Origin of the sequence: uncultured Bifidobacterium sp., assembly GCF_959020145.1 — a bacterium.
In the GTDB taxonomy this organism is placed as follows: domain Bacteria; phylum Actinomycetota; class Actinomycetes; order Actinomycetales; family Bifidobacteriaceae; genus Bifidobacterium.
The window spans coordinates 45,522-58,190 of record NZ_CAUEQY010000007.1; the positions used below are offsets into that span (position 1 = coordinate 45,522).

General features: G+C 61.6%; 10 protein-coding genes. 2 read left to right on the forward strand and 8 right to left on the reverse strand.

Annotated features, from left to right (window positions below):
* Positions 1-49: 49 nt before the first annotated feature.
* The gene (locus Q5H33_RS03890) at positions 50-1,885 is read right to left on the reverse strand and encodes a proline--tRNA ligase (protein WP_085407574.1); all 1,836 of its coding nucleotides are present in this window, start codon (positions 1,883-1,885) and stop codon (positions 50-52) included.
* 162 nt (positions 1,886-2,047) lie between these two features.
* Between Q5H33_RS03890 and Q5H33_RS03895 the strand changes: the two genes are divergently transcribed.
* Positions 2,048-2,434 carry a hypothetical protein gene (locus Q5H33_RS03895; protein ID WP_042990081.1) on the forward strand — a complete coding sequence of 129 codons (387 nt, stop codon included), beginning with the start codon at positions 2,048-2,050 and terminating at the stop codon, positions 2,432-2,434.
* A gap of 14 nt (positions 2,435-2,448) precedes the next feature.
* On the opposite strand, the gene Q5H33_RS03900 is transcribed toward Q5H33_RS03895, so the two are convergent.
* The 4 genes from Q5H33_RS03900 to Q5H33_RS03915 form a co-directional block, all read right to left on the reverse strand.
* Complete coding sequence (locus Q5H33_RS03900; RefSeq protein WP_130081997.1) at positions 2,449-3,861, reverse strand: PIF1 family DEAD/DEAH box helicase; 1,413 nt, start codon at positions 3,859-3,861, stop codon at positions 2,449-2,451.
* Positions 3,862-3,905: 44 nt separating this feature from the next.
* Entirely contained in the window at positions 3,906-4,805 is a 900-nt protein-coding gene (locus tag Q5H33_RS03905; protein WP_021913632.1) for a Cof-type HAD-IIB family hydrolase, read from the reverse strand.
* Between the two features lie 27 nt (positions 4,806-4,832).
* Positions 4,833-5,486, reverse strand: coding sequence for an oligoribonuclease (orn, locus tag Q5H33_RS03910; protein WP_003808399.1), 654 nt, complete (start codon positions 5,484-5,486; stop codon positions 4,833-4,835).
* A gap of 238 nt (positions 5,487-5,724) precedes the next feature.
* Positions 5,725-7,482: a glycoside hydrolase family 13 protein gene (locus Q5H33_RS03915; RefSeq protein ID WP_124917091.1), complete on the reverse strand. Its 1,758-nt coding sequence runs from the start codon at positions 7,480-7,482 to the stop codon at positions 5,725-5,727.
* Positions 7,483-7,813: 331 nt separating this feature from the next.
* Between Q5H33_RS03915 and Q5H33_RS03920 the strand changes: the two genes are divergently transcribed.
* A complete protein-coding gene (locus Q5H33_RS03920) occupies positions 7,814-8,848 on the forward strand; it encodes a LacI family DNA-binding transcriptional regulator (protein ID WP_033499235.1) in 1,035 nt (344 codons plus the stop codon).
* 163 nt (positions 8,849-9,011) lie between these two features.
* On the opposite strand, the gene guaB is transcribed toward Q5H33_RS03920, so the two are convergent.
* The 3 genes from guaB to Q5H33_RS03935 all read right to left on the reverse strand — a co-directional run bounded on the left by guaB (position 9,012) and on the right by Q5H33_RS03935 (position 12,531).
* Positions 9,012-10,556, reverse strand: a complete 1,545-nt coding sequence (guaB, locus tag Q5H33_RS03925) for an IMP dehydrogenase (RefSeq protein WP_034984214.1) — start codon at positions 10,554-10,556, stop codon at positions 9,012-9,014.
* A gap of 137 nt (positions 10,557-10,693) precedes the next feature.
* Positions 10,694-11,872, reverse strand: coding sequence for an MraY family glycosyltransferase (locus Q5H33_RS03930; RefSeq protein WP_003808389.1), 1,179 nt, complete (start codon positions 11,870-11,872; stop codon positions 10,694-10,696).
* The gene (locus Q5H33_RS03935; RefSeq protein WP_003808388.1) at positions 11,869-12,531 is read right to left on the reverse strand and encodes an L-threonylcarbamoyladenylate synthase; all 663 of its coding nucleotides are present in this window, start codon (positions 12,529-12,531) and stop codon (positions 11,869-11,871) included. Before Q5H33_RS03935 ends, Q5H33_RS03930 begins: the two co-directional genes overlap by 4 nt.
* Positions 12,532-12,669 lie beyond the last annotated feature (138 nt).

The following is a 12,669-nucleotide window of genomic DNA, read 5'->3' on the forward strand; positions in this document are numbered from 1 at the left end:
CCGTATGTCGTTCGTCGGATCAAACCGACGCGCTACGGATTGCCGTATGTCACTTGAGCAGTGCAGCGACGCGGTCCGCGATCGCCTGCGCGGCGTCCGCGACCGGCACCGCTTCGGCGTTCTCACCGTTGCGGTCGCGCACTTCGATGGTGCCGTTGTTGACGGTGTCGCGGCCGGCGACGGCGATGATCGGCACGCCGATGAGTTCGGCGTCCTTGAACTTGACGCCCGGAGACACCTTCTTGCGGTCGTCGAAGATGACTTCGATGCCCTTGGCCTCAAGCTCACCGATCAGCTGTTCTGCGGCTTCGAACGCGGCCGCATCCTTGCCGGTGGCCACGACGTGCACCTGTGCCGGCGCGATGACTGCCGGCCACGCCAGACCCTTCTCGTCGTGATGGGTTTCGGCGATGCAGGCCATCACACGGGAGACGCCGATGCCGTAGGAGCCCATCCACACCGGAACGGTCTTGCCGTTCTGGTCGAGCACCTTCAGGCCGAGCGCGTTGGAATACTTGAGGCCCAGCTGGAACACCTGGCCGATTTCCACGCCGCGCTCGAAGCTCAGCGGGCCGGAACCGTCCGGGCTCATGTCGCCATGACGTACCTGCACGGCTTCGACGGTGCCGTCGGCCTCGAAATCGCGGCCGTACACCAAATCGTAGTAATCCACGTCCTGCTCGTCGGCGCCGGTGAACCATGCGGAACCGCGTGCCACGTGCGCGTCGATCAGGTAGCGCAGCGCGTCACCGGTCTCGGACGCGTTCTCGGCCTTCTTTCCGTCGCGCGCCTGCGGGCCAAGCGCCATCGGTCCGATGTAGCCCTTGACGAGTTCCGGATGCTTCTTCAGATCCTCGTCGGTGGCTTCCTCGATCTCGGCCGGGGTGAACTGCGCCTCAAGACGCTTCATGTCGACGGTACGGTCGCCCGGAACGCCTACGACCACGAGCTCGCGCCACGGCTCGTCGTGGTCTTCGTCCTGCGGATGCATGACGGCGATGACGACGTTCTTCAGAATGTCGGAGGCCTGCCAATCGCGGCCGTCGAAACGAGGATGGTTGGCGTTGGCGAATTCGACCATCTTGTCGATGGTGGCCGCGTCCGGGGTCGGGCGCTTTTCGGCTGCCGGCGTTGCGGTAAAGTCGATGGCTTCCGGTTCCGGAGTGGTCAGCGCCTCGACGTTCCAGGCCTTGCCGGACGGCGACTGGGCGAAGGTGTCCTCGCCGATCTCCATCGGAGCCAGGAACTCCTCGGATTCGAAGCCGCCCATCGGGCCGGCCATGGCGTGCACCGGCACGTACTTCAGGTCGAGACGGTTGAAGATGCGCTCGTATGCGCCGCGCTCGTCCATGTAGGCCTTGACGAGGCCTTCCTTGTCGAGGGTGAAGGAGTAGGCGTCCTTCATGATGAACTCGCGGCCGCGGATCAGGCCGGCGCGCGGACGGAACTCGTCGCGGTACTTGGTCTGGATCTGGTAGAGGGTCACCGGCAGGTCCTTGTAGGAGGAGTACAGGTCCTTGACCAGCAGGGTGAACATTTCCTCATGGGTCGGGGCCAGCAGGTAGTCGGCCTCGTGGCGGTCCTTCAGACGGAAGATGTTGTCGCCGTATTCCTCCCAGCGGTGGGTGGCCTCATACGGCTCGCGCGGCAGCAGTCCGGAGAAGTGGACTTCCTGGGCGTCGATGGACGCCATCTCCTCGCGGATGATGTTCTCGATCTTGTTCAGGACATTGAGGCCCAGCGGCAGCCAGGTCCAGATGCCCGGAGCGGCCTTGCGCAGGTAGCAGGCGCGCTGCAGCAGCTTGTCCGACACGACGTCGGCATCGGCGGGGTCCTCGCGCAGGGTGCGCAGGAACATGGTAGACATACGAAGTGCTTTGGTCATACGTTCCAAATTACTCAGGTAAGCCGACTTGGATGCGCCACACGTCCTCGAATCGCACACCAATACGCGAAAAACGTTATTTATAGAGTTATAAATAAGTCTAAAGCCGTTTCTATGATACTGGAATCAGCACCATATCGCTTCATAAGGAAAGGACGCAGCATGCGTCACGTCACCGCGCACATTTCGATTTGGAACGAACTCGGCTGGATCGGCATCATCTGCTATTTCGTCTTCGCGGCGGCAGCGCCGGAAGTGCTGACCGAAGGCAACCAATGGATCGTCCTGTGCCTGGCCGTATTGTGCGTCACGTTGATTTCCCCGCCATGGAAGAAGCCGTTCAATGCGATTGCGCTGGCCGGCATGGTGATATGGATCATCGTCACGCGGGCGATTCCAGGTCTTGAGTTCCTGCAGCGCAACCCGCTTTGGTTGCTCGTCGGACTGGCCTGCGTGATCGCCAGCTGTTGGGACCCCGATCCGGAAAGCGTCGAGGACGAAGTTGAGCTCGACCCGGATCTTGCGCGTTCCCTGCAGGCGATGGGCTGATATTTAGCAGCGGGTCAGAACAGCACGTCCTGCGCGAATTCGTCATCCTCACCGGCCGGTTGCGGCATGCGGGCGCGGAATGCTCCGACACCGTCGGAGGCAAGCGTATCGGCGGCCTGCGCCGACTCCAATCGCAATTGTCCATCAAGACGGACCGCGTCCGGTGAGACCAGGAACATGCGCTCGTTGACGCCTTGCAGATACAGGCCGTCGAGCCCTTCCACTCGCGACAGCGCCACGTATCCCATGCCCGGCGCGAATGTGCGTCGCAAATCCATGACGGCACGATCGAGCGTCATGCCTTGCGATTTGTGGATGGTGATCGCCCACGCGCAGCGCAACGGCACCTGTTTGACCGTGGCGAGCACGGTATCGCCGTCCTGCATCTGCCAGGAATTCGGCTTCATGGTGACGATGTTGCCGTTTTCGAATTCGACGATCGGCCAGCCGCCCTGCGATTGCGTGGTGAATCCACGCACGGTGCCGAGCGACCCGTTGACGTACTGGTGGTCGGTGTCGTTGCGCACCGCCATCACGGCCGCGCCCGTCTTGAGACACAACCGTTCGGGGGCCAGCATGTTCTTTTTGAGCCGTTCCACCAGATTCGCCGCGCCCTCGGATTCGGCGAGGTATTCGTGCGGCTCCTCCTTGATTTCGAACAGGCGCAGGTCATTAAGCGCGTCGGCCTGCCTGTTGACGGGGAACAGGTTCACCGCCTGCTGTCCGGGTTCCGGAATGGCCCCCAACCGGGTCAGCAGCACATTGCGGTCGCCATCGTCCACCGCGCCTTCGCGAATGTCGGTCAGCACGTTCAACAGCTGGCCGTCATCCTGACGATGCTGTTCGGTCAGATAGCAGACAACGGGGTTCAATTCGCGCCACACCAACGATTCGGTGACGAAACCTTCGGGATTGAGTCCGGCGCGCATGTACCGCTCGCGACTGGCCAGATATTCGGCGGACGGCGCGATCAGGTCGTTGTTGCGTCCCGATACCGAAACCGGCGGCAGCTGGAAAAAATCGCCGGACAACACCACCTGCAGCCCGCCGAACGGACGTTCGTCGCGGCGGATGATGCGGCAGATCCGGTCAACCATGTCGAACAGCCACGCGTGCAGCATGGAGACCTCGTCGATGATGAGGATGTCGGCTTCCTGCAGCCTGCGTTTGCGGCGTGTGCGAACGGTTTTGACCAGATTGTCGGTCAATGCCGTGGCCAAGCCGATGCCGCTCCAGGAATGGATGGTGGTGCCGTTGATATGCGTGGCAGCGATGCCCGTGGATGCGGTGACGGCCACGGATGCGCCGTCGGCACGCGCCTGCCGTATGAATTCGTTGAGCACGTAGGTTTTGCCGGAACCGGGCGCGCCCGTCAGGAACACGCTTGCGCCGGAACCCAGAATCGCAAGCGCCTCGGATTGCCTCATTACGCCACCTTCTTTACGTCACCGCGCCCCATGCAACGAAATCGTCAGGCAACCAGCCTGTCCACAACCTTGAGCACACCGTGCTCGACGTTCGACGGTGCGATGTAGCGCGCGGCGGCCTTCAAATCGGGGTGTGCGTTGCCCATGGCGAACGACCAGTCGCCCGCCTCAAGCATGAGCAGATCGTTGAGGTAGTCGCCGAACACCGCCGTCTGCGCGGGTGTGACGCCGAGCACGCGCTGCAACGCCTCGACGCCCTGCTTTTTGTCGGTTTCGATGTTCATGATGTCCACCCACAGTTTGCCGGAGACGACCACCTGGTAGTCCGCGCGCAGATGTGTGAGCTTTTCGTTGGTGAATCGTTCGGAGCCGTCAAGGTCGAGGATCGCGAGTTTCAGAACGATTTCGGCGTCGCCGTCAGGGGTGTAGGCGGACGGTTCCTGCGCGAAGTCGAGCACTTCGTGCAGATCGTCCACGATGCTCAGCGCCGCGTAGTATTTGCCGACTTCATCGAGGAACGGCTTGTCGGAACGCTGCACGTATGCCGATTTGAGGCCACACACCACCAGTCCCACGTTATGCTCGCCGGAGGCAGCGGCGTCGTCGACCAGGTCGATGACGTGACGCGTGACGTCCAAATCGACGCCATGCACTTCCACGACTTTGCCGTCGAGCGCCACCACATTGCCGTTTTCCGCGATATAGGACAGTTCTCCCCCGTCGAGAATCTCCGCGGCTTTGTCGGCGAACATGTTGCGCAGCGTGGCGTATTGGCGTCCGGACGCGGGTACGAATTCGACGCCACGGCGTTTGAGCCGGGCGAGCATGGGCCAGAATCCGTCGGGGATTCGGCTTCGTTCGTCAAGTAACGTGCCGTCCATGTCGGCGACCACAAGGCGGATATCCTGCGGTTGGCCGATGGTGGTCCAATCAGCTGCGGTCATGCGGTTCCTCTCGCTGGAGTCGTGCTGTCAGTCCTTGTTGAGCAGGCTGGTTTCCTGGATTTCAGAGGCGATGGCCTTCGCCTCCGCTTCGCTCGGACCGGGCACCGGGGCCATGAACGCCTTGCGGTAGTAACGCAGTTCGTCGAGCGATTCGATGATGTCGGCGAGCGCGCGGTGGCCGCCGTTCTTCGGCGGACGGTTGAGGTAGACGGCCGGATACCAGCGGCGGGCGAGTTCCTTGAAGGTGCTCACGTCGATGGTGCGGTAGTGCAGGTTCTCCATGAGTTCCGGCATGTAGTGGTCAAGGAACTTCTTGTCGGAGCCGATGGTGTTGCCGGCGAGCAGCGGCTTGACGCCGGCCGGAGTGAATTTCCTGACGTATTCGATGACCTTGGCTTGCGCTTCGTCGAGGCTCAGACCGTGTTCCCATTCGTTGATCAGGCCGGAACGGGTGTGCATGGCGCGCACGAAGTCATTCATGTGGTCGACAGCCTTCTGACTGGGCTTGATCACATAGTCGACACCTTCGTCGAGCACGTTCAGGTCGAAGTCGGTCGGCACCACGGAAACCTCGACGAGCTCGTCGCCGCCGAAGATATCCAGGCCGGTCATCTCGCAGTCGATCCAGATCAGACGTGAGCCTTCGGACGTGTATGTTTCGCCATCGTGTGCATCTACCATCGTTGCCTCTTTCGATTGGTCCGCGGTCGCGCCCTCTGCGCAGGCCGAACATATGAAGATACCGCAGGGTAGGTACGTCGGACCGTCATCGTTGGAAAACGGTCGTTGGAAACAGGAAAGCCGTCCGCGCCCAAATGGAGGGACGCGGACGGCTGGAGCGCGCTGCCGGTTCGATGGTTCAGCGCACGAGTGCGGTATCCGGCACGGACACCCTCAGATCGGGGCATCCTGCGTGCGGTCAATCGGCCAGTTTGAGCCAAGCGCTGGTATCTTGCGGCAGCTTGCCGTCGTCGGTAAGCGGTCCTGATGTCAGCAGCACTTCGCCTTGCGGCAACGTGATCGGTTCTTCGCCGAAGTTGGTGATCGAGGCCCAGCCGTTGGCACGGCGGTACGCGATGGTGCCACCCGGGAAACCGTTGGCGCCGTCATGCGCCTTGCCGGGCTGGTCTTCCGGAAGCCATTCGAGACTCAGGTCGGTGGTCTGCAACTCATGTCGCAATGCCAGCACGCGGCGGTACAGGTTCAGCATGGAATCCGGGTCGGCCGATTCGACATCGACCGCGAAATCCTTGTACCACTTGGGTTGCGGCAGATGCGGCTCGGCCTTCGCGTCTGCCGGCGAGAATCCGAAGGAGCCGCCATGGCCGAACTCATCGTTCGGATCGTCCAGCTGAGGAGCGTCGGCCGCAACCCACGGCAGCGGCACACGGCAGCCGTCACGGCCTTTGGTGCTGGCGGAACGGGAGGTGCGCCATGCGGACGGATCCTCCAGCTCATCCCACGGAATGTCGGCCACTTCGAACAGGCCGAGTTCCTCGCCTTGATACACGTAGGCGGAGCCGGGCAGCGCCATCTCCATCATGATCGCGGCGCGGGCGCGCTTGGTGCCGAGCGCGCGGTCCTCCCGGTATGTGGTGCCGTCGCGCAGCAGCCAGTCGAGCGGCAGTCGGTGGTATTCGCCGGTCGGCACCTGGGGCAGCGCGTAGCGGGTGGCATGGCGGACCACGTCATGGTTGCTCATCACCCAAGTGGCGGTGGAACCGGACCGTTCGGCGCTTTCCAGACCTTCCTCGATGGCGAGGTGCATGTCGTCGCGGATCCAATCCTTCTTGGCGAACTCGAAGTTGAAGATCTGGCCGAGATCGTCCGGGGAGGCGTACAGATGCTGGCGGCTTGGTCGGACCCACGCCTCAGCCACGGCGAACGCCGGCGGATCGTACTCGTTGAACACCTTGCGCCACTCGTGGTAGATGTCGTGCACTTCGTCGCGGTCGATCACCGGATGGGAGCCGTCTTCGGGCTGATCGTTGGTGCACCAGACCACATAATCGTCCAGATCATCGCGGTCGAGATCCTTGGCCAGGCCGTGCGCCACGTCCACGCGGAAACCGTCGGCACCGTGGTCAAGCCAGAAACGCAGGGTTTTGATGGAATCGGCGCGCACGTCCTCGTTTTTCCAGTTCCAGTCCGGCTGTTCCTTGGTGAACATGTGCAGATACCATTGGCCGTCGGGCACGCGCGTCCATGCAGGGCCGCCGAAGTGGTTCTGCCAGTTGGTCGGCGGCTCGTCGCCGTTCGGTCCCTTGCCGTCGCGGAAGATGTAGCGGTCGCGTTCCGGCGAGCCGGGTTTCGCGGCCAACGCGGCCTTGAACCATTCGTGCAGGTTGGAGCTGTGGTTCGGCACGATGTCCACGACGATTTTGATGCCGTCGGCATGCGCGGCTTTGGCGAGCGCGTCGAAATCGTCCATGGTGCCGAGTTTCGGATCGACGTTGCGGTAGTCGTCCACGTCATAGCCGCCGTCGGCCAGCTGGGACGGGTAGAACGGGCTCAGCCAGATGGCGTCGACGCCCAGTTCCTTCAGATATCCGATTTTCTCGGTGACGCCGGCGATCTGGCCGAGGCCCTCGCCGCGGGAATCCTTGAAGGAACGTGGATACACCTGGTAGACCACGGCCTGCTTCCACCACAGCGACGGATCGTTGACTTCGGTCATGTTGTCCCCTTTCATACAAACGCTTGTGCACCGTGCGCACGTATCACAACTCCGTACATAGAACGATTTTCGTTGATTTTCCTACGATGGTTATGTTGTGTTGTATAGCTTCGTTGCTGTTATCGCATTGCTTGACACAATCAATAATAACGCTTGTGCAAAAAAGCGCAAACCACAGGAGGCAGAACAAGGTGGCAGCACTTCAAAAAGCCAGCAATAACAACACCTGAAGCCATGCAAGCGTTTTTACAAAAGCAGCGTGTCGTGATAGAGTGAAGCAGTCGCGGGCAACCGACCGCCCGCATAGTCCACCCTAAGGAGCCATCCGACCATGCCACGAACCACCATCGCAGACGTAGCCCAGGCAGCCGGAGTGTCCGTCTCCACCGTGTCCCGCGCGCTTCGCGGGCTCGACAGGGTCAGTCCCGAAACCAGGGAACGCATCGAGCAGGAGGCGAAGCGCCTGCATTTCTCCTTTTCGAAAAGCGCGTCGTCCCTGGCGTCCGGCAAAACCATGCGAGTCGCCGTGCTGCTGCCGAACGAAATCAGCAGCTGGTTCAACGCCCACGCCTTCGAAGGCATTTACGAGGTGATGTCGAAGGCCGGATACGACATCGTTCCTTACATCGTGTGGACGCAGGACGATTTGGATGCGTTTTTCCAAAATCTTCCGGGCAACCGCAACGTCGACGCGGTCATCGAGGCGTCATTTGACTTCGACGAGGCGAAGAAGCAGGTGCTTGGCGATCTGACCATTCCGGTGGTCGGCATGAACGCGCCGAGCACGCACGGTCTCGACGCCGGCGTCGCCATCGACGACGAGGCTTCCATGGCGACGATTGTACGGTTCCTCAAATCGTTAGGGCATAAGACGCTCGCCTACATCGAACAGCCCATCAACACCACGCCGTTCGTCTGCTCCGACAGGCTGCGCAAGAAGGGATTCAGCGAAGCCTCACAAGCTTGCGGTTACGCGGATGAAGACATCATCGTCATGCCGTCACTATCCCATATCGATGCTCGCAGCGAGCAGGACATCTATTCCGGCATCGTCGCGCAGCTGCTCAGCGCTCCAAAGCAGCCGACCGCCATCTGCGTCTCCGTCGACGCCGTGGCCGCTCCCCTGCTGAAGGAGCTGCGGCGCATGGGATGGCGCGTGCCACAGGACGTGTCGCTGGTCGGATTCGATGATGACGACACCGCCACCGCATTGGATCTGACCACCATGCATCAGGATCCGGCGGAAATCGGCCGTATCGCTGCACGTAAGACGCTTGCGCTGCTCAATGGCGAGACGCTTGACGAGCCGTTCACCGTCATGCCGACGTCGCTGGTGCTGCGTGGCACCACGGAACGCGTAAGTTGACGTTCATACGGTGCCATCGGCATGGCTCAATTAACTAAACGTCACTAGACCAATGGCTGCCGAAAACGCACGAAACCCGTCCAGCGGCATTCCTGCCACCGGACGGGTTTCGTATTATCTAGCGTTTAGTCGCGTCGTATGCGTTTCGCGCGGTATTCGCCAATCACTGACGGCCGGAGTAGTTCGGCGCCTCGGCGGTCATGACGATGTCGTGCGGATGGGATTCGCGCAGGCCAGCGTCGGTGATGCGGATGAAGCGGCCACGTTCCGGCATTTCGGAGATGTTGTGCGCGCCAATGTAGAACATGGACTGGTGCAGGCCGCCGATCATCTGGTACAGCACGGCGTTGAGCGGTCCGCGGTACGGCACTTCGCCTTCGACGCCTTCCGGAACGACCTTGTCGTTGGAGGTGACGTCGGCCTGGAAGTAACGGTCCTTGGAGTAGGACTTCTTGCCACGCGGAGCCATGGCGCCCAGGGAGCCCATGCCACGGTACAGTTTGTACTGCTTGCCGTGCAGGAGCACCTTCTCGCCCGGAGCTTCCTCGCAGCCCGCGAGGGTGCCGCCGAGCATCACGGAGGATGCGCCGGCCACGAGGGCCTTGGCGATGTCGCCGGAGTAGTGGATGCCACCGTCGGCGATGCACGGCACGCCAGCGGCGCGGCAGGCCTGGGCGGCCTCGTACACGGCGGTGAGCTGCGGGACGCCGACACCGGCGACCACGCGGGTGGTGCAGATGGAGCCCGGGCCGACGCCGACCTTGACGGCGTCGACGCCGGCGTCGATCATGGCCTGCGCACCCTGGCGGGTGGCGACGTTGCCGCCGATGATGTCCACGCCATTGAACGCGGAATCGGACTTCAGGCGGCGAATCATGTCGAGAGCCAGCTTGGCCTCACCGTTGGCGGTGTCGACCACGAGCACGTCCACGCCGGCTTCCATCAGAGCGGAAGCACGGTTGTAGGCGTCGCCCAGGAAGCCGATGCCTGCGGCGACGCGCAGACGGCCCTGCTCATCCTTGGTGGCGTCCGGATACTGTTCGGTCTTGACGAAATCCTTGACGGTGATCAGACCGGTCAGGCGGCCTTCGGAATCGACCAGAGGCAGCTTCTCGACCTTGTGCTTGGCCAGCAGGTCGTGCGCGTCTTCCTTGGAGATGTCGGACGGACCGGTGATGAGGTTCTCGCGGGTCATGACCTCGGAGACCTTCAAACGGTCGTAATCCTCGGAAGCGATGAAACGCATGTCGCGGTTGGTGATGATGCCGACGAGCTTGCTGTCCTTGTCCACGACCGGCAGGCCGGAGATGTGGAAACGGCCGCACAGCTTGTCGAGGTCGGCGAGGGTCACGTCCGGGCTCACGGTGAGCGGATCGCTGATCATGCCGGATTCGGAACGCTTGACGATGTCGACCTGGGCGGCCTGGTCGTCGATGGAAAGGTTGCGGTGCAGCACGCCGATGCCGCCGTTACGGGCCATGGCGATGGCCATGTCGGATTCGGTGACGGTGTCCATCGCGGCGGAGATCGCCGGGACCTTCATCGTGATGTTGCGTGTGAGATGGGTGGTGGTGTCCACTTCGGACGGAATGACGTCCGTCTCGTTCGGCAGCAGCAGCACATCGTCATAGGCGAGGCCAAGCTGGGCGAAAATCGGAGGGAGTGGGGCGAACGTGGAATCTGCATTCATATCAGGAATTGTAGCCATAGACCCACTATATGAACGTGGGCTGACTTACTGCGACACGGCGCGAAAAGCCGAAATTATCAATCGTAATAAAAGCTGCTTATATCGTTTGGCAAAGCGTTTCATCAGTTTTTCTTGCGATTGCGCCGGACGGACGATCAGCGTCCACCGCGCGTTTTGTCGCCGCGCGCGCGTCCGACCGACGCGTGTTGCGCATCGGTTCCGGAGATTGCGTTTTCCTCACGGATTTCGGGAATGCGGTGTTTCAGATACGGGTACATCGTGGCGACCGTCAGCAGCGCCGCCGCAATGAGGAAGCCAATCAGCACATACTGCGCTTTGAAGAACAGAATCATGATCGAGCCGAATGCGATCAGCGACGCCCACCCCCAGAGAATCAGCACCGCGCCCTGCACGGTGTGTCCGATGCGCAGCATGCGGTGGTGCAGGTGCATGCGATCGGGATGCATCGGCGACTGGCCTTTGCTCAACCGCCGCACGATGGCAAGGCACATGTCGAGAATCGGCAGGAACAGCACGAGCATCGGCAGCAGAATCGGCATGAACACCGGCAGGTAGATGCTGGCGTGGATGGATGCCGGGTCGAGACGGCCGGTCATGACGATCGACGCGCAGGTGATCAGGTAGCCAAGCAGCATGGAACCGGAGTCGCCCATGAACAGTTTTGCGGGATGCCAGTTATGCAGGATGAAACCGACGCAGGTGCCGACCATGGCGATGTCGATCAGCGTTGCCATGGATGCGTATGACGGCGAGCTTCTTGCGATGATGTACGAATAGATGGCGAAGGCGATGCCGCCGATCGCGACGATGCCCGAAGCGAGGCCGTCAAGACCGTCCACGAAGTTGACCGCGTTGATGGACGCGACGATAAGGAACGCGGTGATGGCCATCGACAGGCTCGGCGACGCGGTGACGAGCGAGCCGAGAGGCAACGAGATGATCTGCAGGCCGCCCCAGGCCACAAACACGGAGATGAGCAGCTGACCGGCGAGTTTGAGCATCCAGTCAAGGTCCCACAAATCGTCGGCCATGCCCAGCAGGCTGATCATGATGGCGCCGGCTAGAATCACCCATGCCTGATGCGATTGGGCGAACAGGCCTTCGATGAAAGGGATGCGAGAGGCGAACAGCATGGCAACGGTGAAGCCGATAAGCATGCCCAGTCCACCCATGCGTGGCGTCGGCACGGTATGCACGTCGCGTGCACGCACTTCGCCGACTGCGCCGATTTCGATGGCGATGTGCCGGATCAGCGGCGTGAGCAGATAGGTGACGCCACCTGCGACCGCGGCAATGAACAGGTAGATTCTCATGCGCCCAAAGCACCGCCATTCAGTGTTAACGCCTTACGGATGACCAGCTCGCGAATCACTCCCTCCCGAAGAATCGCGATGCCGTCGCGCTCGTGCGGGTCGGCTGCAACCACCGTGGACGATACATGTCCCGGAGTCGCTCCCCCGTCCAAATACAGATCCACCGCATCTCCCAGCGCGTCCGCGGCTTCCTGCACCGTTTGTGCGCTTTCCTCGCCGGAACGGTTGGCGCTGGTGGCGGCCAACGGCCCGGTGGCTCGCAGAATACGCAGCGCGACCGCGGAATTGGGGATGCGCACGCCCTGTGTGGCTTTGCCGGTTGTCGGATCATGACGCAACGTGGCAAGTGAACAGTCGTCTTCCGCTTCCGCTATCGGCGAAAAAGCGCCCGGCATGAACATGGCGGCCAGACGGTTGAGCGGCACCGGCAAGGTCAGATGCAGCTTCTCCATGCTTTCGATTGACGGCAGCAACACCTGCAACGACTTGTATTTCGGTCGTTGTTTGGCTGCGAACACCTTGCGGATCGCCTCGATGTTACGCGGATCGCAGGCGACGCCGTACACCGTGTCAGTGGGGATGACCACCAATCCGCCATCATGGATGATTTCAACGGCCCGGGCAAGGGATTCGTCGTTTACTGTGCAAATCTCGCTCATGACACCTCCCTTTCAGCCAGTCAACTTACCTATTGTAAGGCATGGCTCGATGGCGCGCCCGAATGGAGGGAACACGACCGGCGAATATTCCATCGGATATAGAAAAAGCCCTGTCGGTTTGGATGCGTCCAAGCCGAC

Bases quoted from the DNA above. Each gene is read 5' to 3' on its own strand.
- Q5H33_RS03890 (WP_085407574.1), bottom strand. From the start codon at position 1,885: ATGACCAAAGCACTTCGTATGTCTACCATGTTCCTGCGCACCCTGCGC.
- Q5H33_RS03895 (WP_042990081.1), top strand. From the start codon at position 2,048: ATGCGTCACGTCACCGCGCACATTTCGATTTGGAACGAACTCGGCTGG.
- Q5H33_RS03900 (WP_130081997.1), bottom strand. From the start codon at position 3,861: ATGAGGCAATCCGAGGCGCTTGCGATTCTGGGTTCCGGCGCAAGCGTG.
- Q5H33_RS03905 (WP_021913632.1), bottom strand. From the start codon at position 4,805: ATGACCGCAGCTGATTGGACCACCATCGGCCAACCGCAGGATATCCGC.
- orn (WP_003808399.1), bottom strand. From the start codon at position 5,486: ATGGTAGATGCACACGATGGCGAAACATACACGTCCGAAGGCTCACGT.
- Q5H33_RS03915 (WP_124917091.1), bottom strand. From the start codon at position 7,482: ATGACCGAAGTCAACGATCCGTCGCTGTGGTGGAAGCAGGCCGTGGTC.
- Q5H33_RS03920 (WP_033499235.1), top strand. From the start codon at position 7,814: ATGCCACGAACCACCATCGCAGACGTAGCCCAGGCAGCCGGAGTGTCC.
- guaB (WP_034984214.1), bottom strand. From the start codon at position 10,556: ATGGCTACAATTCCTGATATGAATGCAGATTCCACGTTCGCCCCACTC.
- Q5H33_RS03930 (WP_003808389.1), bottom strand. From the start codon at position 11,872: ATGAGAATCTACCTGTTCATTGCCGCGGTCGCAGGTGGCGTCACCTAT.
- Q5H33_RS03935 (WP_003808388.1), bottom strand. From the start codon at position 12,531: ATGAGCGAGATTTGCACAGTAAACGACGAATCCCTTGCCCGGGCCGTT.